This window comes from Pseudomonas sp. GW821-FHT03E01 (genome assembly GCF_059420765.1).
Window position 1 is genome coordinate 19,883 of sequence record NZ_JBWKUI010000027.1, and the last position, 24,107, is coordinate 43,989.

Annotated in this window: 29 protein-coding genes and 2 pseudogenes; 18 read left to right on the forward strand and 13 right to left on the reverse strand. The window is 59.3% G+C overall.

Annotation, left to right across the window (positions count from 1 at the left end; genetic code table 11):
• Nucleotides 1-10 precede the first annotated feature (10 nt).
• The 5 genes from argE to AC07VO_RS29250 all read right to left on the reverse strand — a co-directional run bounded on the left by argE (nucleotide 11) and on the right by AC07VO_RS29250 (nucleotide 5,198).
• The gene (gene argE, locus AC07VO_RS29230) at nucleotides 11-1,162 is read right to left on the reverse strand and encodes an acetylornithine deacetylase (protein ID WP_086946174.1); all 1,152 of its coding nucleotides are present in this window, start codon (nucleotides 1,160-1,162) and stop codon (nucleotides 11-13) included.
• Nucleotides 1,159-1,836, reverse strand: coding sequence for a DUF1028 domain-containing protein (locus AC07VO_RS29235; RefSeq protein WP_086946175.1), 678 nt, complete (start codon nucleotides 1,834-1,836; stop codon nucleotides 1,159-1,161). Before AC07VO_RS29235 ends, argE begins: the two co-directional genes overlap by 4 nt.
• Before the next feature lie 156 nt (nucleotides 1,837-1,992).
• Nucleotides 1,993-2,409: a RidA family protein gene (locus AC07VO_RS29240; RefSeq protein ID WP_018930235.1), complete on the reverse strand. Its 417-nt coding sequence runs from the start codon at nucleotides 2,407-2,409 to the stop codon at nucleotides 1,993-1,995.
• 24 nt (nucleotides 2,410-2,433) lie between these two features.
• Nucleotides 2,434-3,744, reverse strand: a complete 1,311-nt coding sequence (locus AC07VO_RS29245) for a flavin-containing monooxygenase (RefSeq protein ID WP_086946176.1) — start codon at nucleotides 3,742-3,744, stop codon at nucleotides 2,434-2,436.
• Between the two features lie 659 nt (nucleotides 3,745-4,403).
• Entirely contained in the window at nucleotides 4,404-5,198 is a 795-nt protein-coding gene (locus AC07VO_RS29250; RefSeq protein WP_086946178.1) for an NAD(P)H-dependent oxidoreductase, read from the reverse strand.
• 86 nt (nucleotides 5,199-5,284) lie between these two features.
• Between AC07VO_RS29250 and AC07VO_RS29255 the strand changes: the two genes are divergently transcribed.
• From AC07VO_RS29255 to AC07VO_RS29275, 5 genes are all read left to right on the forward strand, one after another.
• Complete coding sequence (locus AC07VO_RS29255; protein WP_086946250.1) at nucleotides 5,285-6,178, forward strand: LysR family transcriptional regulator; 894 nt, start codon at nucleotides 5,285-5,287, stop codon at nucleotides 6,176-6,178.
• A 95-nt stretch (nucleotides 6,179-6,273) separates the two neighbouring features.
• Complete coding sequence (locus AC07VO_RS29260; RefSeq protein ID WP_064618439.1) at nucleotides 6,274-7,062, forward strand: DeoR/GlpR family DNA-binding transcription regulator; 789 nt, start codon at nucleotides 6,274-6,276, stop codon at nucleotides 7,060-7,062.
• A gap of 61 nt (nucleotides 7,063-7,123) precedes the next feature.
• On the forward strand, nucleotides 7,124-7,360 hold the full coding sequence (locus tag AC07VO_RS29265; protein WP_007942075.1) for a hypothetical protein: 237 nt from the start codon (nucleotides 7,124-7,126) through the stop codon (nucleotides 7,358-7,360).
• A gap of 123 nt (nucleotides 7,361-7,483) precedes the next feature.
• Nucleotides 7,484-7,708, forward strand: a complete 225-nt coding sequence (locus AC07VO_RS29270; protein ID WP_081626573.1) for a hypothetical protein — start codon at nucleotides 7,484-7,486, stop codon at nucleotides 7,706-7,708.
• A 58-nt stretch (nucleotides 7,709-7,766) separates the two neighbouring features.
• Nucleotides 7,767-8,165: a YfeK family protein gene (locus AC07VO_RS29275; protein WP_064618435.1), complete on the forward strand. Its 399-nt coding sequence runs from the start codon at nucleotides 7,767-7,769 to the stop codon at nucleotides 8,163-8,165.
• Nucleotides 8,166-8,208: 43 nt separating this feature from the next.
• Here the strand turns inward: AC07VO_RS29275 and AC07VO_RS29280 are convergent, their stop codons facing one another.
• A complete protein-coding gene (locus AC07VO_RS29280) occupies nucleotides 8,209-9,060 on the reverse strand; it encodes a CAP domain-containing protein (RefSeq protein ID WP_086946179.1) in 852 nt (283 codons plus the stop codon).
• A 183-nt stretch (nucleotides 9,061-9,243) separates the two neighbouring features.
• Here AC07VO_RS29280 and AC07VO_RS29285 point away from each other — a divergent pair, with 183 nt between their 5' ends.
• A complete protein-coding gene (locus tag AC07VO_RS29285; protein WP_086946180.1) occupies nucleotides 9,244-9,864 on the forward strand; it encodes a cell wall hydrolase in 621 nt (206 codons plus the stop codon).
• Between the two features lie 35 nt (nucleotides 9,865-9,899).
• Here the strand turns inward: AC07VO_RS29285 and AC07VO_RS29290 are convergent, their stop codons facing one another.
• The gene (locus AC07VO_RS29290; protein WP_173861195.1) at nucleotides 9,900-11,246 is read right to left on the reverse strand and encodes a PAS domain-containing HWE histidine kinase family protein; all 1,347 of its coding nucleotides are present in this window, start codon (nucleotides 11,244-11,246) and stop codon (nucleotides 9,900-9,902) included.
• 517 nt (nucleotides 11,247-11,763) lie between these two features.
• Here AC07VO_RS29290 and AC07VO_RS29295 point away from each other — a divergent pair.
• The 3 genes and pseudogenes from AC07VO_RS29295 (at nucleotide 11,764) to AC07VO_RS29305 (ending at nucleotide 15,126) form a co-directional block, all read left to right on the forward strand.
• Nucleotides 11,764-13,665, forward strand: coding sequence for a potassium transporter Kup (locus tag AC07VO_RS29295; RefSeq protein ID WP_050563969.1), 1,902 nt, complete (start codon nucleotides 11,764-11,766; stop codon nucleotides 13,663-13,665).
• Nucleotides 13,666-13,685: 20 nt separating this feature from the next.
• Nucleotides 13,686-13,856 (forward strand): annotated as a pseudogene (locus AC07VO_RS29300) (LysR family transcriptional regulator); the annotation flags it as partial.
• A gap of 220 nt (nucleotides 13,857-14,076) precedes the next feature.
• Nucleotides 14,077-15,126, forward strand: coding sequence for an alpha/beta hydrolase family protein (locus AC07VO_RS29305; protein ID WP_086946182.1), 1,050 nt, complete (start codon nucleotides 14,077-14,079; stop codon nucleotides 15,124-15,126).
• A gap of 135 nt (nucleotides 15,127-15,261) precedes the next feature.
• On the opposite strand, the gene AC07VO_RS29310 is transcribed toward AC07VO_RS29305, so the two are convergent.
• Nucleotides 15,262-15,423 carry a DUF2986 domain-containing protein gene (locus tag AC07VO_RS29310; protein ID WP_064618425.1) on the reverse strand — a complete coding sequence of 54 codons (162 nt, stop codon included), beginning with the start codon at nucleotides 15,421-15,423 and terminating at the stop codon, nucleotides 15,262-15,264.
• A 229-nt stretch (nucleotides 15,424-15,652) separates the two neighbouring features.
• On the opposite strand from AC07VO_RS29310, the gene AC07VO_RS29315 reads away from it, so the two are divergent.
• The gene (locus AC07VO_RS29315; RefSeq protein ID WP_064618422.1) at nucleotides 15,653-16,375 is read left to right on the forward strand and encodes a tetratricopeptide repeat protein; all 723 of its coding nucleotides are present in this window, start codon (nucleotides 15,653-15,655) and stop codon (nucleotides 16,373-16,375) included.
• A 119-nt stretch (nucleotides 16,376-16,494) separates the two neighbouring features.
• Here AC07VO_RS29315 and AC07VO_RS29320 read toward each other — a convergent pair whose 3' ends face one another.
• The 3 genes and pseudogenes from AC07VO_RS29320 to AC07VO_RS29330 form a co-directional block, all read right to left on the reverse strand.
• A complete protein-coding gene (locus AC07VO_RS29320) occupies nucleotides 16,495-16,893 on the reverse strand; it encodes a hypothetical protein (protein ID WP_225609344.1) in 399 nt (132 codons plus the stop codon).
• Between the two features lie 227 nt (nucleotides 16,894-17,120).
• Nucleotides 17,121-17,348, reverse strand: a pseudogene (locus AC07VO_RS29325) (transposase); the annotation flags it as partial.
• Nucleotides 17,349-17,711: a winged helix-turn-helix transcriptional regulator gene (locus AC07VO_RS29330; protein WP_086946184.1), complete on the reverse strand. Its 363-nt coding sequence runs from the start codon at nucleotides 17,709-17,711 to the stop codon at nucleotides 17,349-17,351. It abuts the pseudogene before it with no gap.
• A gap of 112 nt (nucleotides 17,712-17,823) precedes the next feature.
• On the opposite strand from AC07VO_RS29330, the gene AC07VO_RS29335 reads away from it, so the two are divergent.
• The 4 genes from AC07VO_RS29335 to AC07VO_RS29350 all read left to right on the forward strand — a co-directional run bounded on the left by AC07VO_RS29335 (nucleotide 17,824) and on the right by AC07VO_RS29350 (nucleotide 20,193).
• The gene (locus tag AC07VO_RS29335) at nucleotides 17,824-18,558 is read left to right on the forward strand and encodes an SDR family NAD(P)-dependent oxidoreductase (RefSeq protein ID WP_018930253.1); all 735 of its coding nucleotides are present in this window, start codon (nucleotides 17,824-17,826) and stop codon (nucleotides 18,556-18,558) included.
• 59 nt (nucleotides 18,559-18,617) lie between these two features.
• The gene (locus AC07VO_RS29340; protein ID WP_064618415.1) at nucleotides 18,618-19,217 is read left to right on the forward strand and encodes an NADPH-dependent F420 reductase; all 600 of its coding nucleotides are present in this window, start codon (nucleotides 18,618-18,620) and stop codon (nucleotides 19,215-19,217) included.
• Nucleotides 19,218-19,297: 80 nt separating this feature from the next.
• Nucleotides 19,298-19,729 (forward strand): ester cyclase, encoded by a 432-nt coding sequence (locus AC07VO_RS29345; protein WP_225602926.1) that lies wholly within the window; start codon nucleotides 19,298-19,300, stop codon nucleotides 19,727-19,729.
• 47 nt (nucleotides 19,730-19,776) lie between these two features.
• Nucleotides 19,777-20,193 carry a nuclear transport factor 2 family protein gene (locus AC07VO_RS29350; protein WP_086946185.1) on the forward strand — a complete coding sequence of 139 codons (417 nt, stop codon included), beginning with the start codon at nucleotides 19,777-19,779 and terminating at the stop codon, nucleotides 20,191-20,193.
• A gap of 60 nt (nucleotides 20,194-20,253) precedes the next feature.
• On the opposite strand, the gene AC07VO_RS29355 is transcribed toward AC07VO_RS29350, so the two are convergent.
• Nucleotides 20,254-20,706 carry a winged helix-turn-helix transcriptional regulator gene (locus AC07VO_RS29355; protein ID WP_018930255.1) on the reverse strand — a complete coding sequence of 151 codons (453 nt, stop codon included), beginning with the start codon at nucleotides 20,704-20,706 and terminating at the stop codon, nucleotides 20,254-20,256.
• 161 nt (nucleotides 20,707-20,867) lie between these two features.
• Here AC07VO_RS29355 and AC07VO_RS29360 point away from each other — a divergent pair, with 161 nt between their 5' ends.
• The 4 genes from AC07VO_RS29360 to AC07VO_RS29375 all read left to right on the forward strand — a co-directional run bounded on the left by AC07VO_RS29360 (nucleotide 20,868) and on the right by AC07VO_RS29375 (nucleotide 23,758).
• Complete coding sequence (locus AC07VO_RS29360; RefSeq protein ID WP_495007729.1) at nucleotides 20,868-21,503, forward strand: NADPH-dependent F420 reductase; 636 nt, start codon at nucleotides 20,868-20,870, stop codon at nucleotides 21,501-21,503.
• 47 nt (nucleotides 21,504-21,550) lie between these two features.
• Nucleotides 21,551-22,516, forward strand: coding sequence for an SDR family oxidoreductase (locus AC07VO_RS29365; RefSeq protein ID WP_086946186.1), 966 nt, complete (start codon nucleotides 21,551-21,553; stop codon nucleotides 22,514-22,516).
• A 114-nt stretch (nucleotides 22,517-22,630) separates the two neighbouring features.
• Nucleotides 22,631-23,251, forward strand: coding sequence for an NADPH-dependent F420 reductase (locus AC07VO_RS29370; RefSeq protein WP_086946187.1), 621 nt, complete (start codon nucleotides 22,631-22,633; stop codon nucleotides 23,249-23,251).
• Nucleotides 23,252-23,341: 90 nt separating this feature from the next.
• Entirely contained in the window at nucleotides 23,342-23,758 is a 417-nt protein-coding gene (locus tag AC07VO_RS29375; RefSeq protein ID WP_086946188.1) for a nuclear transport factor 2 family protein, read from the forward strand.
• 91 nt (nucleotides 23,759-23,849) lie between these two features.
• Here the strand turns inward: AC07VO_RS29375 and AC07VO_RS29380 are convergent.
• Nucleotides 23,850-24,107 (reverse strand): LysE family transporter (locus AC07VO_RS29380; RefSeq protein WP_158245537.1); only part of this gene is annotated, 258 nt, incomplete at its 5' end.

Here is a 24,107-nt window from a genome sequence, read left to right on the forward strand (position 1 = left end):
GGGCCAACCATCAGCGGCTGATTGATAACAGCATCCGTTGCAGCATTTCATCGCAGCCGTTCAATTGTTCGAGGCTAACAAATTCGTCCGGCTTATGACCCTGATCCATGCTGCCCGGACCGCACACCACTGTCGCAATTCCCGCCGCGTCAAACAGACCGCCCTCGGTGCCGAACGCCACCGTACCGAACTCCCCAGAACCGGAAAATGCCGCGATCAGCTCAGCGGCTTCGCTGTGCGCATCGGTCGCCAAACCGGGATAGGCCGACAATTCACTGAAGCGGATTTCACTCTGATCACTCACGGCGCGCATGCGCGGTAGCACTTGTTGCTCGGCGTAGGTCTGCAATTCCTGCGCAACGAGGCCAGGGTCTTGTGAGGGCAGGGCGCGGATTTCAAAGTCGAAGCGGCAATCGGCGGGGACGATGTTCAAGGCTTTGCCGCCGGAGATGACGCCGGTTTGCACGGTGCTGAACGGCGGGTCGAAACGGGCGTCGTGATGTTCTGGTGCCTTGAGCCTTTGACCTATTCGCCCCAGTTCACCGATCAGTTCGGCGGCGTATTCAATCGCATTGACCCCGAGTGGCGCGTACGCCGAATGGCAGGCTTCGCCATGAATGTCGCAGCGCATCGCCAGCTTGCCCTTGTGGCCGAGCACCGGTTTGAGTTCGGTGGGTTCGCCAATGATGCAGAGCATCGGTTTGACCGGGCGCTGTTGTAGTGCTTTCAGCAGCGAGCGGACACCAAGGCAACCGACTTCTTCGTCGTAGGAGAGCGCGATGTGCACTGGCAGCCGCAGCGAGGCCTGCACCAGTGACGGCACCAGGGCAAGTACACAGGCGATGTAGCCTTTCATATCCGCGGTGCCGCGACCGTACAGGTTGCCGTCGCGTTCGGTGAGCTGGAATGGCGCGACGGTCCACGGCTGGCCGTCGACGGGCACCACATCGGTGTGCCCCGACAACACGATGCCCGGCTGATCCGCCGGGCCAATGGTGGCGAACAGATTAGCCTTGCTGCGCTCGTCGTTGTAGATCAGTTCGCAAGGCACCTCGAAGCGGGCGAGGTAGTCGCGGACGAACTCGATCAGCTGCAGATTTGATTCGCGGCTGGTGGTGTCGAACGCCACCAAGGCTTCAAGCAAATCGCGGCTGCTGCTCATCGGTCGTCTCCGGCGACACCGTAGCCAGGGGATTTGTCGGGGGTGAGGGCGCGGTCGATGTAGTCCTTGACCTGTGGGCGATAGGCGTCCCACAACTGCTGCAATTTGCCTATCGGTTCTTCATCAGCCCAATCGACCCGCAGGTTGATGATCGGCCAGGTCAGTTCTCCGACCACTATAACGGCAGCCGAATGCACCGGCCCGGCTTCACCGCCTGCGACCACCGCCGCTTTCATCGCGGTGAGCAAGCGGTCGGTCAGTTGGCCCTCGCCATGTTCGTACGCCTCGACCATGGCCTGGATCACGGCTCGGTCCGCGAGCATGTTGCCGGCGGCCACGCATTGCTCGCCCGACACGGCGTTGTGGTTGCCCAGGGTTTCTGAGCCGCTGAAATGCGCGGTGCGACCGAGGTGGTCAATCGCCGTGATTTGTCGGTATTGGCTGTAGCCGTTGCGGGTCAATGCCTTGTCCAGAGCCTCGGCAGGTGAGAGGCCTTGTTCCATGAGGGCGAGGGTTTCCGGGCCGAGGGATGGCAGGGTGATATTTTGTGTGGAGACCGCGCCGACACCGGGCAATAGCCAGGGGCAGCGGGCGCCGACGGCGATGCTTGAGGAACTGATTGCAATGCCGAACTGACCGGTTTCGGGGCAACGGGCGGCGATGGAGAAGGTCATGGTTTTGCTCCTTGGTTGGCCTTGGCAAAGTTGTTGTCTGTGCGGGCGTCTTCGCGAGCAAGCTTCGCTCCTACAGATGATCAGGGTCGTTCATGAAACAGCGATCTACTGTAGGAGCGAAGCTTGCTCGCGAAAGCCGCGACTCGGTCTACCTGCTTACTCAGGAATCACCGCAATCACATCAATCTCCATCAGCCACTGCGGCTGCCCCAGTGCCGACACCACCAACCCGGTGGAAATCGGAAACACCCCTTTGAGCCACTTGCCCACTTCCCGATAAACCGGCTCGCGGTAACGCGGGTCGATCAGGTAAGTGGTGGTTTTGACGATGTGGCTGAGGTCGCTGCCAGCTTCTTCCAGCAACTGTTTGACGTTGCGCATGGCTTGCTCGGTTTGCGCACGCGGGTCGCCGAGGCCCACCAGGTTGCCTTCGAAATCGGTGCCGACCTGGCCGCGAACATAAACGGTGTTGCCGGCCCGCACGGCCTGGCACAGGTCATTGTCCAGGCTCTGGTTCGGGTAGGTTTCCTTGGTGTTGAACATGCGAATACGGGTATGGGTTGGCGTGGACATCTGAGGCTCCTGAAGAACTATTCGTTAAGCGCTGACGGTGGTTTTATGCGCGACGGGGGCGGTTTCAGCCTCGCGTTGCAGGGCATCGCGGTAGTCGTGGTATGAGCGCTGAATGGCGATCTGATCAGCCACGTACTTGGCATCGTGCCAAACACCCCAGATGAACGAAGAGCCGCGACGCGATTGCCATGGCAGGCCGAGGAAATACACCCCAGGCTCGCTCGACACTCCGCGCTGATGCTGCGGCTTGCCGTTGTCGTCGAACGCGTTGACCTTCAGCCAGCTGTAATCCGTGGCAAACCCGGTGGCCCAGATGATCGACGTCACGCCAGCCTTGGCCAGGTCGAGTTCAAGAATCGGGTTAGTGACGCAATCCGGATCCGGGAAGGTATGCCGCGCCTCAGGTTCTTCCGGCAGGTCCAGGCCATTGCGCTCGACGTAGGCGTCGGCGGCATTGAGCAGCGCCAGATAGTTCTCATCGCCGCGTGCCAGGTTGTCGGCAAGGTTGGGCTGGAACGTCGCCACGCTGCCATTGAACGATTGGGTCAGACCCACCAGCGTCATTCCGCGATGGGCCAGCCCACGGAAGTCCACCGTGCGGCCGCCATGGGCGCCGCTCACCGCGATGGTCACGTGTTCCCGGCCGGGTTTCATCGCGGCCTGATCCCACTCGCCGAGCACGCCCAGCCACCAGCAGAAATCACGGTTGCGATAGGCGCGAGGAGGGCGATCGTGCGCACCCACCGAGAGGTAAACCTGCTTGCCGGCACTCTGTAATTCATCGGCGATCTGCACCCCGGACGAGCCGGCGCCCACCACCAGCACAGCGCCCTCTGGCAGTTGCTGCGGGTTGCGGTATTCGGCGGAGTGGATCTGGGTGAATGGCTGATCTTTCGGCGCGATCGGCGGAATAACCGGGCGCTGGAAAGGTCCGGTGGCGGCCACTACGCGGTTGGCCTCGATCACGCCTTCGGAGGTTTCAATGGTGAAGCCTGGACGACCGACATTGCGCTCGACTTTCTTCACGTCCACGCCGGTGCGGATGGGGGCGTTGAACTTCTTCGCGTAGGCTTCGAAGTAATCCGCTACCCGTTCTTTCGGGGCAAAGCTGTCGGGGCTGAGATCGTCGAACTCAAGACCCGGAAACCGATCGTGCCAGGCCGGGCCGTTGGCCACCAGCGAATCCCAACGACCGCTGCGCCAGCGCTCGGCGATGCGGCTGCGCTCCAGTACGAGGTGAGGCACGCCGAGTTTGCTCAGGTGTTCACTCATGGCCACGCCAGCCTGACCGGCGCCCACAATCAGCGTATCTATTTTTGTTTTTTCAGTGGTCATCTCTATACCCATCGAAGTTGGAATCAGGTCGGTTGTGGCCTGCCATTTCTTGGGTCAAGACTAGGGATCACCCCTGGATCGGTAAAATATTATAAAGCTGGCATTTGAATACAAATTACCGATGTAGCGCCTGCAAAGATTGCGGGCGTGTTGGAGGCAGCGCGGAAGCCCGTCTCGCGGCGTTAGTATTTTTCCATTTACCCATCATTTCTCTTGAAAATAATCAGTCTAAAAACCCCGACCCAGGCTTCGAATGGTTTGCTATTCTGAGGTTGTAGGTGAAGACGCAGACTGATGCGCAAAGGGATAGCGAGGAGGCGTGGGGCGCGCTCCCAAGGGTACACGGTTAGAAAGATCTCCGCGCTGAGATCCAGCCCTTATGCCGTGTGAGGCAGAACAGCCCAAAGCTAAAAATCCTGTTCTGTGAGAGGCCCGATAAACCTTGTAAGCCAGAGACCAGCGCTGGCCACCTACTCGATTTCCAAAGCCCGCCTTGTGCGGGCTTTTTCGTGTTCGCCGTAGCAGCTGTCGAGCTAGCGAGGCAGCGTTCGGCTGCGCAGCAGTCGTGAATCCGGCCGACGCGGTCTGCCTGACACACCGCGAGTTCTGGTTTGACGACTGCTTCGCAGCCGAACGCAGCCTCGCAGGCTCGACAGCTGCTACAACGAGTGTGTTGCCTGTTTGATGTGAGCCGCAAAGCCCGTCTGATCTGCAGCAATCTCATCACGCAATGTGAGTTGCGGAATGTCATACGCCCCTGAATTTTGCGGTCGGAACGCAATCGGCGCGGTTTCCCACAGGTCATCCAGCCGTTGGCCGAGCGCCTCACAAGTTGCTGAAAATCTCGCCTCATCCATTCGGCTGGTCCGATAGATCACGAACGGTGGCAGCACGTCGAAGCCGGGGTAGAACAGTACGCCATGCTGGATCGGGAATAGCACATCGTCGATCGGCCCATTGATGCCCCGTGGGCTGTAATGAGATTCCCAGCCTCCGGTGGTGACGATCAGCATCGCCCGTTTGCCCGCCAGCGTGCCTTCCCCGTAACGGTCGCCCCAGCGCGCATCGGAATGCTCCCCTACGCCGTAGGCAAAACCATAGGCATAGACGCGTTCCACCCAGCCTTTGAGGATCGCCGGCATCGAGAACCACCACAGCGGAAACTGCAGAATGACGGTATCGGCCCAGAGCAGTTTTTCCTGTTCGAGAACGATGTCCTGTCGTTGCCGGCCTTCTTTGAAGGCACGCTTGGAGTCTTGCGACGGATCGAACCGTGCGTCGGCAGGCCGGCCGAAACTGTCATCGGCGTCCAGCGAGGCTTTCCAGTCCATCGCATACAAATCGGAAACCTGTACCTGGTGGCCGGCAGCTTCCAGGCGTTTGACGGCAAAGTCCTTGAGCGAACCGTTTAACGATTTGGGTTCGGGATGGGCGTAAACGAGCAGAACATTCATGGGCTGAGTCTCCGTTGTCAGTAGCCAGCAGGATCAGGCCTTACCCGGTATATTGGAAATGAATAACCAATATGCCAGGTATTGTCATGAATAATCTTCGTCGTCTGGACATCAACCTGCTGCTGACCCTTGATGTCTTGCTCTCGGAACACAACGTGACCCGTGCGGCGCAACGCCTGAATTTGTCGCAACCGTCGGTGAGTGTTCATCTCGCTAAATTGAGGGATATTTTCAACGATCCACTATTGCTGCCGGGGCCACGGGGCATGCGGCCCACGGCTCGGGCCGATGAGTTGCGCGAGCCGTTGCGCCAGGCCCTGGAAGCCCTGGAGCGCGCGGTGTCGCCTGCCAGCCCTTTCAACCCGGCCGAGGCACGGCAGACGTGGAACGTCATGGCGTCGGACTACGGCGAGTCGACCATCATCTTGCCCGCGTTGGCCGGGCTGCGTTCGGCGGCACCCGGCACGCGTTTGGCGGTGTTTGACCTGATGCCGTCACAACTGGCCAAACAAGCGGAGCAGGGGGCAATCGACCTGGCGTTTCATACCACTGAGGATGCTCCCCCAGGCTTGCGACGTCGTGCATTGTTCACCGAACGCTATGTGTTGGTGGGGCGTACTGGCCATCCGCTGTTGAGACAGCGACCGACACTCGCGCAGTTCTGCGAACTCGACCACGTCATCGTATCCCGGGATGGCGGAGGCTTTCAGGGTGTCACCGATCAGGCGCTTTCCCAGCTGGGCGTGACGCGCCGAGTGGTGCTTTCGCTCCCCCATTTTCTGTTTGTCCCGTCGGTGGTGGAAAGCACCGACATGGTCGCGATGCTGCCAGCGCGCCTGGTTCGCGATACGCACGCCTTGACCATGGTCGAGCCTCCCCTTGAAGTGCCGGGATACGAGATGTCGATGCTCTGGCCCGAGCGCTGTCACCGCGACCCTGGGCATCAATGGTTGCGTGAGTTCATCGTGAGTGCCTTGTGATGGGTATCAATCAAACACAATCCCTTGTGGGAGCGCCTTGTGTTCATTGAGGTGTTTGGCTAATCTCGCACAAACACGCAAAAACAGGCATAACCATGCAAGCCGAGCATTCCTCCGCCGAACTCCCCCAACTTCGCCGCCAAAAAATCCTGCTGATCCTCGAACGTGATGGCAAGGTCATGGCTTCCGAGCTGAGCCAGCATTTCGCCGTGTCCGAGGACACCATTCGCCGAGACCTGTCGGAGCTGGCAAGTGCCGGGCTGGTGCAGCGGGTGCACGGCGGGGCGTTGCCGCGGCCCAAGGACACGGGCAAGGATTACTTCACTCGGGTCAGCGAAACCGACGAGGTGAAAACCCGGTTGGCGCAGCTCGCCGCGCGCCGGGTCAAGGATGGCCAGATCGTGATGTTCGATTCCGGGAGCACCACGCTGCAGATCGCACGCTCGCTGCCTTCCGACATTGTCATCACGGCCGTCACCGCGTCGCCGATGATTGCGATCACGCTGGCCGAATACAAAGGCATCACGGTGATCGTCGCCGGTGGTCAGCTCAACCCTGCGACGATGTCTTCCAGCGGGCATGAAACCCTGCGATTGATCGAGGGCATCAAGGCCGACCTGGTGTTCACCGGGGTCTGTGCCATTCATCCGGAAGTCGGCCTCAGCTCGCTGCATTTCGATGAAGTGCCGGTGAAGCAGGCGATGCTCGCCAGCGCCTCCCACGTGATTGCCGTGACCACCGCGGACAAACTGGGTGCCGTGGAGCCCTTCGTGGTTGCGCCTTGCGCCCGTGTGCATACGCTGATTACCGAACGTCACGTGGCCTCGGGCAATCTTGAGGACTATCAAAGACTGGGGATCGAGGTGGTGCAGGCAGACGCCTGAGCGTCATCGCGCCCGGCGCTGCATGGGTTACGCTGATAGCAACGACGGGAGGAATGCAGTCATGACTGAGCGTCATATAACCCACTCGGAAACGCTGTCGAACGGATGCACGATTGAGGTCAAAGCCGAGATATTGAGAGACGGTTCGCTGAAGATGTTCATGGGGGTCTATTGGCCGGACGGCTCGGCCATTGTCGAGGACAAGCACCCCTCGCCGCATCTGCTGGACATGGAAGCGGCGATGGAGTGGGCCATCGAAAAAGCCAAAACCATCGGTAACAGCCAGAGAACGCTGTAAGGCCCGGTGATAACGGAATCATTGACCGGCTTGAGGGTCGTAATTATGGGTTTGAACGCACTGCGATCGATTCGCCGCTAGCGTCACCTCATCCCCGTAGTTCTGACCTTTTAGGACGTTAAAATGAAGCGCACCGCGATAATGACCCTGGCCATTGCAAGTACTCTCCTGCTGGGAGGTTGCTTTCCTTACTGGGAAGAGGGAGACAGGTACGATCGGGATCACCGTGAATACCGTCGCGACCATGACCGTGGCTATTATTACCGTGATGATCGTGGGTATGACCGGGATTACGATCGTCGTGATGATCGCCGTCGGCACCGCGACCATGACGACCGAGACGATTGACCTGTCTGCGCCCAGCTCCAGAGCGGCCATCACCGCTCTGATCTCCTGAGGAATAATCATGCGAAGGCTGACTGGGCATATTGTTGCACCCCTCACTCAATGGCTGACGGCGGCAGGTATCGGCCTGACTGCCGTGGTGTTCAATGCACAGGCACAAATCCCACCTCAAGCCACTCAGGAAATAAACAGCTTGCTGGACTTTGTCGAGCACAGTGAATGCCGGTTTGTGCGCAACGGAAGCGAATACGGCGGCCCTCAAGCCCGGGCGCATCTGGAGAAGAAGCTGGAGTACCTTGAAGAACAGGACAGGGTGAACAGCGCCGAAGACTTTATTGAGCTGGCGGCCACCCAAAGCAGCATGAGTGGCCGCGCCTATGAAGTGCGCTGTCCGGCAGGCATACAACCGGCCAACCTCTGGTTGAAGACCGAGCTACAGCGGCAACGGCAACGTCATTGATGGTGTCTTGATGTGCTAGCGCAGCACAATCAAGCAGCCGCCTTTACGGCGTGCCAAACATCGCCGTCCAGTAAATACCCGCGTCACTCTTCGGGTCCACCGCATAGGCTGCACCCAATTCGCGAAATTGTGGGTTCATCAGGTTGGCGCAATGCCCCGGGCTGGCCAGCCAGCCATCGACCACCTTGCGCACTGTGTCCTGCCCGGCGGCGATGTTCTCGCCGACCTGCTGGCCGGCGTACCCCGCCAGTTCAGCCCGATCACCTGGCGTGCGGCCGTCGCGGTCCTTGTGATCGAAAAAGTTTTGGTTGGCCATGGCCCGGCTGTGGCCCTCGGCGGCTGATCCCAGCGTGGCGTTCCAGACCAGCGGCGTGGTGGCGGTGAAGGATTGGGTACCGCACTGGCGCGCTTGCGTGCGGGCGCTGTTCATCGCTTCAAGGAGTTTCTGTCCCTCCGCCTGCCAGTCGCCCAAGCGCCCCGTCAACAGCGGGCGCGCCAGCACGATGCGCCACTCGCGGCCCTCCCGGCTGACGCCGATATCGACAAATTGCGGGTCCAGCACCACCCGGCAGAAGCTCTCCTGAATCGCCTTCATCGCGGCGGGCGCATCACGCGGGCCGGACAAGCTGATTGCCTGCACATTAACCATCGGGTACGCCGCGCGGGCCAGTGCCTGCTGCAGGTCGCCGATGCTGTTGGCGGACAGCACCAGGCGCGGATCGCTGGCCAGCGGTGGTAACTCCGACGACGCCTGTCCGGCACAGCGCTGTACCTGGCTGCGGTAAACGTTGATCGACTCTACCAGCTGTTGTTCATCGGCCGCCGATGCGATGACGCTGAACACCAACCCGAATGACAACACGCCAAGATGCAAAACGGATGACAGGCTGCGCATGAAAATCTCCCCCTGAACGGACTGCGCTCATGATGCGCGAATACACCCCTCCCGATGCAATGCCTTTTCGCGCCCAAATGCAGTTTATTGCCTGCCTGTCGGTATGAATTGCGGCTACTACAATCAACCCAGGTCTGCGATCGTTTCGTTGCTCACGAAGGTTTCAATCAGAAGGGTCGGAACATGCGATTCAAAGGGGTAGCCACCTGCTTCGCAATCAGCCTTCTGTGCGGCCAGGTGTGGGCAACCGACCAGGAGCAAAAAAAGGAAGTGGCCGAAGAAAAGGCGCAGGTTCTGGAGCAGAAAGCGGCAGAGAAGGGTAGCGAAGCTCCGGTGCCCAAATCCGAGGTCATCACCCCCTCCGAAGCGCAGGCGGTCGATCCGGCGGGCACGGCGCCGCTGGAGGATGCCATTACGTGCCTTGCACGCAGTATCTACTGGGAAGCCAAAGGGGTGACTGCTGCCGACATGGAAGGCGTCGCCAGCGTGGTCATGAACCGGCTGGGTCACGAAGGTTTTCCGGAAACGGTGTGCGCCGTGGTCAAGCAAGGTTCCGAAAAGCATGCCTGCCAGTTTTCCTGGTGGTGCGACGGGCGTGCGGATCAGGTAAAGGAAGACGACGAATATGCCATCGCCAAGGAGATCGCGCGCAAGGCGCTCAACAAGCAACTGACGGACCGCACCCACGGTGCCTTGTATTTCCACGACAGAACGGTGAAACCCGACTGGGCGAAGCAGTACATCAAGACGGGCGAGACCCGGAAGTTTCTGTTCTATAAACCTGGTGGCGGGACGGCAAAGTAGGTGCGAATCGCTTCGCACCATCTGGAGCCAACCCTCTACTGGCCGCTTATGCTACGGGAGGGAAACGCTACGGTGATGGTCAGCCCCTCGCGCTTCCAGTCACGGCGGATTTCGCCGTGAAGCTGGCCATGCACGGTCGCTTTGGCGAGAAGGGTGCCGAACCCGGTGCTGTCGGGCTCCCGGTCAATGAGCGGGCCATTCCTTTCGCTCCAGACCACGGTGAATACCTCCTCACTCTCGCTACAGGCAATATCCAAAAGCCCTTCAGGCAAAGAGAGCGCCCCATATTTCGCGGCGTTGGTTGCAAACTCATGCAACAGCAAAGCGAAGCTGGTGACTGATGCACCGTCAATCGTTATGTCAGGGCCGGTCACGACGGCGCGTGACTGGCTGGTATCCCCGCTATCGGCATAAGGCGCGAGAATGGTTTGAATGAGGGCATGCAATGTCGTTGGCTGCTCGTTACTCAAACCGTGCGGTATGGTCAGGGTGTGGGCTCGCGCCAATGCGTTCAGCCGTGCGCAAACGGCGGAGGCGAGTTCACCGGGGGTCGTTGCCGAACGGGCGCTCAGTGAGACCACGCTGTTTGCCAGGGTGAACAGGTTTTTCACCCGGTGATCCATCTCTCTGATGAGCAGGCTCTTTTGTTCTTCCGCCTGTCGTCGCTCAGTGATATCGCGAGCGATTTTGGCCGCTCCGACAATACGGCCTTGCCGATTTCTGATAGGGGAGACGGCGAGAGAGATCTCGACCAGGCTGCCGTCTTTGCGCCGCCGGAGGGTTTCATAGTGTTCGATGCGCTCGCCTCGACGGATGCGCGCCAAAATGCCGGGTTCCTCATCCCGTCGATCCAGGGGGATGAGCATATCAATGGGTTGGCCGACCGCTTCCTCGGCCGTGTAACCGAAGAGTCGCTGGGCGCCAGCGTTCCAGTTGGTAATCGTGCCGTTCAGGTCTTTGGCGATGATCGCATCGGCGGACGATTCGACCAGCGCGTCATGGATCAGCGCGGCTTTGTCGGCGACGGTCTGGTCAGTCAGATCGATCAGCATGTTAACGGCGCCTATCAGGCTGCCTTCTGCATCGAAGATCGGCGAGGGGCACGCCAGAAAACGAACGCGTGTGCCATCCGGACGCTCGGCGATGGCTTCAATCCCTCTGACAGGACGTTGTTCCTTCAATGCCATGGACATGGGGCATTCATCGTGGGGCAGCGGCGTGCCGTCAGGCCAATAGAGCTTCCAGGAGCCGCAAAAGGCGCTCTCCCCAAGCGCCGGGGTCATTCCCCACAGCGCCACCGCTGCACGGTTGTAAAAGGTGATCAGACCCTTGGCATCGGTGGTGTAGATGGCCTCGGGCAGTGCCTCAAGGACATCGCTCAACCCCAGGTCGTGAAGGAACGGGGAGGTTTGCTCGCTACCTTCTGAGGGTGTACAGGTAGGTCCAATAGCGGTGTCGTCCTCATGGACAGGCCCTTGGCTCATTCGCAAACTCCATGCTGGTGGTGCCTTGGCACTCGATTCAGGTGATTCGGGTTGAAACACAGGATATAGCGATGTGGCGAGGTCCCGGAAAGAACCTTGCCTCTAATTAAGGACTATTTTTGGTCGCGCACAAGAAGCTTGATCGAAATTCGCTCGCTGCTGCCCGTACATTTTTACGCTTTCTTTACGGTAGGTGTTTTCCCTTGCGAGGATACTTGCCGCGTTTTTTTGATCGTCGACAGGCCTGCAAACTCTCCAGGTCGCTTGAACGAACGGCATGACACCCATGGACTAATCTCATTATCAAGCCGTGGGGTTTCAAGGCTGAGTTCCAATGTTTACCCGGTAGCCCCGCAAACCCTCTTGCTCGAAGGTGGCATGCCATTTATTTCCTTCAATCTCAGAGAAGCTACCCGTGAGCGAAACAGCGATCCCCGCCCATGAAAACTCCCACGCCAAAACATCAGGAGTGGGCTTGCTCGTCGCCGCGGTCGGCGTGGTTTATGGGGACATTGGTACCAGCCCGCTTTACACCCTCAAGGAAGTGTTCGCCGGCCACTATGGCGTCCAGGCCAATCAGGACGGTGTACTGGGCATTCTGTCGTTGATTTTCTGGTCGCTGATCTGGGTCGTCTCGATCAAGTACGTGCTGTTTATCCTGCGCGCCAACAACCAGGGCGAGGGCGGCATCATGGCCTTGACGGCACTGGCACGCCGGGCCTCGGCGCCTTATCCGAAAATGAGCCGGAACCTGGTGTTGCTCGGGCTGTTTGGCGCGGCACTGTTTTACGGGGACAGTATGATCACCCCGGCCATTTCGGTGCTATCCGCGGTTGAAGGTCTGCAACTTGCGTTCGAGGGCATCGGGCATTGGGTCGTTCCGCTGTCCGTTATCGTTCTGGTAGCACTGTTCCTGATCCAGAAACATGGCACGGCGCGTATCGGCATCCTGTTCGGCCCGGTCATGGTGCTGTGGTTCGTGGTGTTGGGCATTCTCGGTACATTCGGCATTCTGCAACGCCCGGAAGTGCTGCAAGCGCTCAATCCTGCTTGGGCGGTGCGATTCTTCGTGGTTCATCCGGGCATTGGCATCGCCATTCTGGGCGCCGTGGTATTGGCATTGACCGGTGCTGAAGCGCTGTATGCCGACATGGGCCATTTCGGTCGCAAACCGATTGCCCGTGCCTGGTTCATGCTGGTGCTGCCTGGCCTGGTGCTCAATTACTTTGGCCAGGGGGCGTTGATCCTCGGGAACCCGGAAGCGGTACGCAACCCATTCTATCTATTGGCACCCGACTGGGCGCTGCTGCCGATGGTCGCGCTGTCGACACTGGCCACCATCATCGCCTCCCAGGCGGTGATTTCCGGGGCGTTCTCACTGACTCGCCAGGCCATTCAGCTGGGTTACGTGCCGCGTATGTTTATCCAGCACACCTCCAGTCAGGAGCAGGGGCAGATTTACATCGGCCTCGTGAACTGGGCGCTGATGGTCGGCGTCGTGTTGCTGGTCATCGGCTTCGAGTCGTCCAGTGCGCTGGCAGCGGCGTATGGCGTGGCGGTGACGGGGACCATGTTGATCACGACCATCCTGTCCTCGGCCGTGGTCCTGCTGCTGTGGAAAACACCGCGCTGGCTGGCGATTCCGATGCTATTGGGTTTTCTCGTGGTCGACAGTCTGTACTTCGCCGCCAACATATCGAAGATCTTCCAGGGTGGTGCGTTCCCGGTAATCGCCGGTATTGCCCTGTTCATTTTGATGACCACCTGGAAGCGCGGCCGCAAGATCATTGTCGAGCGACTGGACGAAACCGCTCTGCCGCTGCCGTTGTTCATCAGCAGCATTCGCGCGCAACCACCCCATCGTGTGCAGGGTACGGCGGTATTTCTGACGGCCAGATCCGATGCAGTTCCCCATGCGCTGTTGCACAACCTGTTGCACAACCAGGTGCTGCACGAGCAGGTGGTGTTGCTCACCGTGGTGTCTGAAGACCGCCCGCGTGTGCCTGCGGATCAGCGGTTCGAGATCGAGTCTTTTGGCGAAGGGTTCTTCCGGGTCAGTCTGCACTTCGGTTTTATAGAGGAGCCCGATGTGCCGCTGGCGTTGAGTCTGTGCCATTTGAAAGAGCTGGATTTCAGTCCGATGCGCACCACCTATTTCCTCAGCCGCGAGACGGTCGTCCCGACCAAGCGTATCGGCATGGCCCGTTGGCGCGAGACCCTGTTTGCGTTCTTGCTGAAGAACGCCAACAGCAACCTCAAATACTTCAATTTGCCGCTCAATCGTGTGATTGAGCTGGGTACGCAGGTTGAGATGTAGCGACTCATCCCTGTGGGAGCGGCGGTGCGCTGCTCCCACAGGTAGACCTCGCCGATGGCACGCTACGCAGAGTCTTGCCGCTGTGGCAGGCTCCGCCCGTCTCGGTTTATGCCCTCACCGAGACGCGACTGTTACCGGCGAAAACCCAACGGTTCATCGAGTTTCTGCGTGAGAAATTGCAGGATGCTTAGCGGGTGGTGACTGCCTTTCACTAGGCAAGACCCGCGGGAAAGCGGACGTTCAGCCTTCTCTCTAAAAGACCGCGAAAGTTTATGCCCGTGGATTCGATTGTGGGCTTTAATGTCCGTGCTCACTATGCAGCCACGTTAGCTTCGACTCCGTACGAAGGTGGATGCGCCTGACGGCGGATTCAGGTTGCTGTGCACTTGTCCAATCAAGGAAGAAACGACATTGAAAATAGCTTTTGGCGCCCTGTTGTTGATCTGCCTGACTACTCTCGCACTCGCTGACGAGAACCCTGTCGGCTTCCAATCTTCCACACTGGCGGACCCGCACAGTGACCGCTCACTGGAGATGGTCGTTTGGTACCCCAGTGCGACTACCGCCGCCACGCAATTGATCGGCGATGATGTGGTGTTTGTCGGTGCTTCTGCCGTTCGTAACGCGCCGCCCGCTGCTGGCAAGCATCCCTTGCTGGTGCTTTCCCACGGATACAGGGGGAACTGGAGCAACCAGATCTGGCTTGCCAGTGCTCTGGCTCATAGGGGGTACATCGTCGCCGCAATCAATCACCCTGGCACCACCACTCATGACCGTAGCCCTCAAGCTGCGGCGCAGTTATGGCAGCGCCCGGTTGATTTACGCCGAGCCATAGATGCGGTCACGACTCAACCAGAAAAATTCGGCTTGGTCGCCAATGACCGAATTGCAGTAGTGGGCCATTCACTCGGCGGCTGGACCGCCCTGGAGATAGCCGGCGCTCGTTTCGATCCAGACCGCTTCGCCCTTGACTGCAAAGCCCACCCGCAGTTAGCGAGTTGCACCGTCTACGCAACGATAAACCCTGCAAGCACCTCAAAATCAAAGGCCGCGTTGGCCGCCGATTTGCGCGATAAACGCGTCTCTGCTGTGGTCACATTGGATCTGGGCCTTTCACGGGGCCTGACCGATGAAAGCCTGGCGGCGCTGCCGGTACCAACGCTGGTGATCGCTGCCGGTGTACCGTCGCGCGAGCTTCCTGCTGAGTTGGAGTCTGCCAACCTGGCCAAACGCTTGCCTGCGGCGACAAGCCGTTACGTCGAAATCAGCGACGCAAGCCATTTCAGCTTCTTGTCGATGTGCAAACCTGGCGCGCAGAAACTGCTCGAAGAAGATGTACCAGGCGATGGCATCATTTGCCTGGATGGCGACGGCGGTCGCTCACGTGGGGAGATTCAGCAGCAGATCACATCGCTGATAGCAGAGTTTCTTCAGTCATCCTACAAAGAAGCAAGATTGTAAACTCGTGGTGCGGGAACTGCTGCAGCTCAACAAAAAACCGCTGTAGCAGTTTTGGCGTCCGCGCGATCTGTCAGATCGGTTGGGCAGGGAAGTGGGCTCTGGGGCGGAAGCGGTCGGTCGCGAAGGCTAGGTAGATCAGCTCTCAGCGCAAGTGATTGCGTCCTGACCGGCTTCAGCCGCCAGCTTCAATCGGTCAGCTTTACTAATGTATTTAGTCTTGCTTTTCGGTGCCAGTTTGGCGCTGGCCTTTTTGGCGTTAGCCTTTAATAACTGATTTATTTTTTTACGACGATTCATATTTTCTGCTCGGTTTGTCAGTGCTTGAATGATACCAGCTTAAAATTTCAGGTAAAAATTGATACCGGTTGCGGTGGCCCGCGGATTCCACTCCGTCTGCAGTGGCGGTTGCGGCGGGAACTTCAGGGTACTGGCCAGGTCAATGGGGGCCCTGTATCGCAGATGCCGAGCAGTGCTGGTGGCCTGTTTTACGACAGTGCCGTCCGAGATCAGCTGAGTCCGCCCCCTGATGCCAACCAAGATTTCTCTGCCGAGCCTCCTCCTGGCGTTCTGCGTCGTCACGTCGCTTTGTTCGGTTGCTGCCGAGCGAAGGGCGCCCTCGCAAAGCAACAGCGCATCAACCACCCTGATCGAAACCGCATCGCGGCAGTATGGAGATGGCCAGTTGGACCAAGCCGCTGCCACGCTGGAGCGTGCTCTGCATATCCAGCCGAACAATCCCGCGACGCTGCATTATCTCGGTGTGTTGCGTCTTCAGCAGGGGCAGTACCAACAGGCTGAAACGTTGGCGGTGCGCTCGAACATGAGAGTTGGTAGCAACGTAGCGTTACGCAACCGCAACTTCCAATTGATCCAGGCGGCGCAGCAGGCCAACGCATCGAGCACCTCACCCAACGCCAAAGAGGACCAGGTCGCAGTACAGAAGGGGCTTGAAGAGGAGGCCCAAAGGCTGCGCGAAGCAGAAATGGCCGCTGCTGAACAAGCCGCTCCGGATACTGGGCGCGATGCTGGCAACTTCGCTCGCGCAATGCCCGAAGGAGAATTGCAATCGGCTTCCGCCGAGCCAGCGCCCGCGTACGATGGTGTTGAGATTCCCCGTGGCCATTGGCCGCCTCCGGGTAAATGCCGAATCTGGTTTCCTGATCGTCCGCCCGGGCATCAGCCCCCACCGGGCAAATGCAAGAAGCTACGGCATCGGGTTCCGTTGGGAGCCTATCTGGTACACGGATGAGTTTCTGAGTGTCTTCTGGCGGGTCGGCGACGGTCCAGCTTCGACCGTCGCGTCACATCAATTGTCAGACTTCCGTCTGTTCCGCCATTCCCAAGGCATCATCGATATCTATTCTCAGGCTAGCGACGATAGTAGCGGTGATCGTCCTCGTAGCGGTGCCGCATGGGCCGATCATCGTGGCGCTCCCAATAACGATGGCGTTCAGCTTCTCGACGGGCTTGCTCTCTGCGCCACTGTTCTCTACGCCATTCATCTCGGCGCCAATCGTCTCTACGATCGTGCCAACGGCCGTCATGCCAGTATCGGTCGTCATGGGCCAGCAAGGGGCCTGGCTGTTTGCCGGCCATACTGGCCAAGGTTGGCCAAGGGTTGCCGGCGGCCTCGACCGGAGCCTGAACGGCTGCCACTTCAGTTGCGTAAACAGGGGTTGAGGTCTTCATTTGTGTTGCTGATGCGGAGCCCACTGCCGCGAGCGCGAACAGGCCGAAGAGCACCATCCGTGGGTCATGGAATTTCATGAGCGAAGACAACCTCTGATTGACAATGGACGTGTGGCCATCTGACTGCGGGAAGCCTGCGAGGTCGCGCTTACCGAGGATGTGCCTGTCCACATAGACCGATAAAAAGAGAAAAGTTCTAGGGCTCCGCGGCTTAAATAGCCGACGACCTCATTGTTCGGCCTCTTTGAGGTTTGTTATCTAGTGGATTGGGTCAATTTGAGATTTATTACTTGGTGCAGGCGCACCTATCCCGTGACCGGTGGCCCTTGCGGTAAAAGTTTGGCCAGCCGGCGCAGGTTCTGCACTGCGGCGGCCAGCGTGAACTCATCGGTTGCGCCACTCATGCCACGTAGTCGTAAACGATCCACTTTCAAGATGCGCTTGAGGTGGGCAAACAACATTTCAAGATTCTTGCGTTCGTGGCGAGAGCGCATGTACTCCGGTGTCGCTGCAATATGCCGAGCCACATCCCGCTAGGGCAGCGTGTCGCGCTTGGCGAAGATGCTTGCCACTTCCGCCATGTTCTCGGTTCCCCAGGTGCACAGCGGGATGATCGCGTCAGCCAGGCTGCGACCGAGCGGGGTCAGCGTGTAATCCACGCGCGGCGGCACTTCCTTGTAGTCGGTCCGCGCCAGCACTTGATCGGCCTCCAAATCCTTCAATTGCTGGATCAGCACCTTGTCACTGACGCCAGGGATCAAACGCTTGAGTTCGCCATAGCGCTTTGGGCCGTCGCGCAGGAAAAACAGGACCAGCGGTTTCCACTTGCCCGAGATGATGCGCAGCGTGGCGTTGAGCCCGCAGCCGGGGTCGCAGGTTTCAGAAGGTGTGGTCATATTGGGTACTTACCTAAAAGTGCATACTTGTCGTTAGGTTATTAGATCCGCATAGTCGTTCTCAAGCAAGCAGCTCCCTGCTTCCATACAACGCTTAGGAAGGATGTACGACATGACCAGACTGAATGGAAAGACCGCTGTGATCACCGGTGGCGCTACGGGCATCGGCCTCGCCGCTGCAAAACGCTTCATCGAGGAGGGCGCCTTCGTCTTCATCTTTGGCCGCCGGCAGGAAGCGCTTGACGCCGCTGTGGCCGAACTTGGGCCCAATGCCCGCGCGGTGAAGGGCTCGGTCTCCGATGAGGCCGACCTCGACCGACTCTACGCGGCGGTGAAGGCCGAGCGCGGAACCCTCGACATCGTTTTCGCCAATGCCGGGGCGGGAGGCCCGCTTCCGCTCGGCAAGCTCACTGCCGAGCACATTGACGAAACCTTCGAAACCAATGTGAAGGGGACGATCTTCACGGTCCAGAAGGCGCTGCCGCTGATGGGCCAGGGCGGTTCGATCATCCTGACCGGGTCGAGCGCCGGCACCACGGGCGCCCCGGCATTCAGCGTCTACAGCGCGAGCAAGGCGGCAGTGCGCAACCTCGCGCGGACCTGGGCGGAGGACTTGAAGGGCACTGGCATCCGGGTAAACGTGCTGTCGCCCGGGCCGACGGCGACCGAACTCGCGAAGGCCGCGCTAGGCGAGGAGGGCATGAAGGTCTTCGCCTCGATGAATCCGCTCCAGCGCATGGCCGATCCAGCGGAGATCGGAGCGGTGGCTGCCTTTCTCGCGTCGCAGGACAGCAGCTTCATGACCGCCAGCGAGGTCGCCGTCGACGGCGGCCTGGCGCAAATCTGACTCGCCACGCCCGGCCCGCTATTTGGCGCCGCCGGGGGTGGTAAACCTGAGGAGAATATATGAGCTACGCAATCATCGGTTTCGGCAATATCGGCCAGGCCCTGGCCAAGGCGTTTGCCCGCAACGGCATCGAAGTAGCCGTTGCAACCACGCGCGCCCCGGAAAGCTTTGCATCCGTCGCAGCAGCGATCGGACCTCAGATCATTCCCAAAAAACTGGCGGACGCGGTCAAGGCGGACATCGTCTTTCTGGCTGTCCGTTTCGAGTCGCACCCGGATGTCGCTAAGGCGTTGCCGACCTGGAAGGGGAAGACCATCATCGATGTGACCAATGCCTACGGCGTGTCCCCTGAAGAACTGGGAGGAGAGCCATCTTCCAGAGTCGTCGCGCAGGCCTTTACTGGTGGACGACTGGTCAAGGGCTTCAATCATTTGGGCGCTGCCGTCCTTGGCCAGGATCCGGCCGTACAGGGTGGCAGGAGAGTCGTGTTCCTGGCGAGCGACGATGACGGCGCCGCAACGGAAGTGGGTGCGCTTGCAGAAAATCTCGGTTTCTCGCCGATCAAACTGGGTGGGCTTTCGGAAGGTGGACTGCTTGTGCAGGCGCGCGGAAATAGCTGGGGTCAACTGATCTTCAAGGACTTGGTCAAGTTCGGCTGATGAATCGCGATCGTAAATGTTGGTGCGGTCCTGGCCACAATTTATACGAGTTGGTAAGTGCTCAATAATGAAGGAGAGGAATGATGATGCTTGATAATGAAAGAATAATCAGAGAACTCTGCGCCGCCGCGGAAGGGCAGGGAACGGATATCGAGAAGTTTGTTTCCATGTTCTCTGAGGAAGGCTACATGTGGGATATGGCATCCGGCATGAAGTTTCGCGGCAAGGCCATTGGTGAGTCTATCGCGGGTATGGTCAGTGCGTTCCCCGATGTCCACCGTGAGATATTCAACGTCCATGTCGCGGGAGACGTCGTCGTTGTCGAACTCGCGATTCGGGGAACGCACAAGGGTGATCTGCCACTTGCTTCAGGGACGCTAGCTCCCACGGGCAAGAAGATAGATGTCCCGTCATGCGATGTTTTCCACCTCGAAGGCGGGAAGGTCAAATCTTTCCATTGCTACAACGAGGCTTCTGCGATGCAGCAACAACTCGGCCTCGTCCCCCGCTGAATGACGGACACTACGCGATCCTTTGTAAGAGCAAGGGAGAAGTCTTTATGAGCAATCAAGAGAATATCCAGATTGTGAAGGACTTTTTTGCAGCAATGGGCAGCGGCGATAGGCAAGGTCTGCTGGCGTTGTCTGCCGAAGATATCGAGTGGATCATTCCGGGAGAGGGGTGGCCGCTGGCCGGCACGCACCGCGGGCACGCGGGATTGGCAAACGTGCTTCAGAAGGCTTGCGCAGAGATGGAAGTTTCCTCCCCGCAGCCCCCCGAGTTCGTAGCGCAGGGAGACCGGGTCCTGGTCGTCGGCTTTGCTACGGGGAAAGTCAAAGCCACGAACAGGACGTTTGAGGACCATTTTGTCTTCGCCATCACTGTTCGCAATGGCAAGCTGACGAACATCCGGGAGTACGTCGACACGCAAGCATTGTCGCGGGCCTCGGAAATGGTCGCGAGCCCTCGGACCTGAGTCATCGGAACCGATACCAACTCATTTGCGCGCCGTGACAGGGCGCGTTCGCCGCTTTGTTCATCCCCCGCTCTCAGGAAAGAGGCACCCGCCATTGCGGACCAGCGCCTTCACTTCCTCGCTCACCTGCATGGGGTTTTGACTTAATCGAGCAACCAAATCCTCGTGGCGCCGCACGTACGACTTCGAATCATGCTTCGCGCTCCAGAGCACAATGTTGATCACGATGGGAATGAGGTCCAGGCCCTTCTCGGTCAACGTGTAAAAGTCCTTGCGTCTGTCGTCGGGGCTGGGCGCCTTCGAGAGAACGCCTTGCTCCTCAAGAAAGGCAAGTCGGGAAGCAAGAACATTGGTCGCGATTCCCTCTTCCGATTTCAGAAACTGGCCATACGTCTTCTTTCCAACAAAAACGATGTCGCGAATGATCAAGAGCGACCACCGGTCGCCAAAAATCTCCACGCCGTAGTTCACCGCGCAATGGGATCGAAAGTCTTCTTTAAGAGTTGTCTTCATGGCTGGATCTTAGCATCGCTTGCATGTCGCAAGTAAAATTCCATAGATCACTTGCTATTTGCAAGTAAAGCGACCAGCATGGATCGCACGTTGAATGAGTTCGCCGGATCGCACCAGCAGCCATGGAATGATCAACCCCCATACCTGCAAGGAAACTGCGCATGAGCACTATCAGCATCATCGGCTCAGGTGGCATGGCCGCAGCGATCGGCGGCCTTGCCGCCCAAGCCGGACACACCGTCGGGGCGATGAGTCGTGACGCCATCAAGGCGCGGGCGCTGGCCGAGCAGATCGGAGCCGGCGCGACGACAGGAACGTTCGGCGCCGCGCCGGCCGGGGATATTGTCATTCTGGCGGTTCCCTATTCAGTCGTTCTCGACGTGGTGAAGCAGTACGGCGAAGAATTGGCAGGCAAGCTTCTTGTCGACATCACCAACCCCGTCGCCCCCGACTTCACAAGCTTTGTGACTCCTGAGAATAGTTTCGGCGCGCAGGAAATCGCTAAAGCAGCCCCAGCCGACGCCGAAGTCATCAAGGCGTTCAACACCCATTTCTCCCACGTCCTGGCTGCCGGTCCTGTCGAGGGCCACCCGTTGGACGTGTTCATCGCTGGAGACGACGCGCAGGCGAAGGCACGCGTCTCGGCATTCATCGAGAGCCTCGGATTACGCCCGATGGACACCGGGCCGTTGCTCATGGCGCGAACGTTGGAGCACGCCTGCCTGCTTTCGCTGGGCCTCATTGCCCACTCCGTCAAGCACACGCACTTCTCAATCGGCGTCAGCCTTCTCGGCTGACCGCACCCGCAGCACCATTTTTTATCCCACTTACAAGGAACACCAACATGCGCGTTTTCGTAACTGGCGGGACCGGCCATTCCGGTCCATACATCATCTCCGACCTCATCGCTGCCGGCCACGAGGTCACCGCTTTGGCCCGGTCAGACAGCGCGGCGGAGGCGATCACTGCGCTCGGCGCAAAGGTGCGTCGCGGTGATCTCGATGATCTCGAGGGGCTCAAGGAGGCGGCTGCAGCCGCCGACGGCGTAATCCACGTCGCGCACCGACAAGACCTGCTTCCGGTCGGCGGGATCGACGCTGTTGCCGCAGCGGAGGTCCAGATCATGCTCGCATACGGTGATGCACTGGCTGGAACGGGAAAGCCGCTGGTCGTGTCGGGCAGCATCGGTTCGCCGACTAACGAGGGTTGGCCGGTTCCTGGGCCGCTCCAGAGCCGACCGGCGACCGAGGAGGATCCGGCTCTTTCTCCGGCTGGCGATCAATATAAGGGCTCCCTGCGGGTTCGTAACATCGTGGAGCTGACTGTAATCGGTCTCGCTGAGCGGGGCGTGCGGTCTTCGGTCGTGCGCATTTCTGAAATCATGCACAGCTCAACCGACAAGGCCGGTTTCCTTCAGGTCCTAATCGGGCAAGCAAAGGAAAAGGGCGTCGTTGGCTTCCCCGGCGACGGCTCCAACCGGTGGGCGGCAGTGCATGCCCGCGACCTCGCTACCCTGTTCCGCCTGGCGCTGGAGAAGAGTCCCGCTGGCAGATCCTGGCATGCGGTTGCTGAAGGGGCGATCCCGTACCGCGAGATCGCGCAGGCCATTGGCAGCCGTCTGAACCTTCCCGTCGTGCCCATTCCTGCGGACGTAATGATGGGGCCGGGTTTCTTCGGCTTCCTCGCGAACTTGGTGACGCTGGATACCCCGGCGTCGAGCGATATCACGCGCCGGATGCTCGGCTGGACACCAATGCAGCCGGGCCTGTTTGCCGATATGGACAATGGCCATTACTTCCCTGCCGCCTGAGTGAGCTGAGGCTGTTCGCCGGGTCGCAACGAGCCCGGCACAACACGGGATACCAACCGGGGGAAGCCCGTTCAGAGATTGCGGGCAATACCCCAACTCATTTGGAGATTACACATGAGCACTATCAGCATCATCGGTTCAGGAGGCATGGCTGCGGCCATCGCCGGTCGTGCCGTCAAAGCTGGACACACCGTCGAGGTGGTCAGCCGCGACCCCGCCAAGGCGCAGGCGCTGGTCGACAAGCTCGCAGCGGGAGCGACCACAGGAACCTATGGGGCCGCGCCCGCCGGCGACATCGTCATCCTCGCCGTGCCTTACACCGGTGCGGCCTCGGTGGTGGCCGATTACGGGGACGCGCTCGACGGCAAGGTGATCATCGACATCACCAACACGGCCTCGCCGGACCTCACGGGTCTCGTCTCTCCCGCCGGCAGTTCTGGTGCGCAGGAGATCGCCAGGATCGCCCCCGCCAGCGCGCATGTCGTGAAGGCATTCAACACCCTTTTCGGCCACGTCCTTGCCAAGGGAGGCCCCCTCGATGCGTTCATCGCCGCCGACGATCCGCAGGCCAAGGCACGCGTCTCGACGTTCATCGAAAGTCTCGGGCTGCGTCCGTTGGATGTTGGTGGCCTGCACATGGCCCAGACGCTCGAGGCGCTCGGCCTGATGATGATCGGCCTGGCGAAAAACGGCGCCGGCACTTGGGACATCGCCTTGAAAGTCGATATCGGCTGAGTCTCCGACACCACGCCCCTCACCGGCAGGTCCACAAGGTATCTGATTAGAACGGACGCGAGCAGATGCGAGAGAAGCGGAGAGATTTTGATGAACACACAAAAGAATGTTCAGGTTGTTAAAGACTTCTTTACTGCAATGGGCCGCAGCGATAGGCGAGGTCTAATGGCGCTGACTTCCGAAGATATTGAATGGATCATTCCGGGCGAGGACTGGCCGCTGGCTGGCACGCATCGCGGGCACGCGGGATTGGAAGATCTGCTTCAGAAGGCTTCCGAAAAGATGGAAACCTCTGTCATGGAGTTCCATGAATACGTGGCGCAGGGTGACCGGGTTCTGGTCGTCGGCTTCGCCAAGGGGAGAATCAAGGCCACGAATAAAACGTGGGAGGACGATTGGGTCTTCGCCATTACCGTGCGAAATGGAAAGCTGACGAACATCCGGGAGTATATCGATACGCAAGCACTGTCGCGGGCCTGCGAAATGGACGTGGGCTCCAGGCCCTGACCCATCGAGAAGAACTGTACGCAGCCGGGGAGGGGAGCGGGGAAGACATCGCGAAGTGTGTCTCCTTCTTCTCGGATAAAGGAGAGGATTGCTAAACCAGTTGGCGAATCCCCAAAGACAAAATCAACCCACCGCACAGTCGATCAATTGCTTTTTTCCTCCCTTGGTACCCGGCAGCGATCTTGGATTGCGAAAGAGCGATTGCGACCATTCCATACCAGGTCATTGAAACCACCACGACAACTGCCAGCATCGACAAAAACGTGCCTGGCGAAACGTGGGCGGGGGCTGCGGCTGAAAAGACAGCGGCATAGAAAGCCATGGACTTGGGGTTGCCAATATTGGTAAC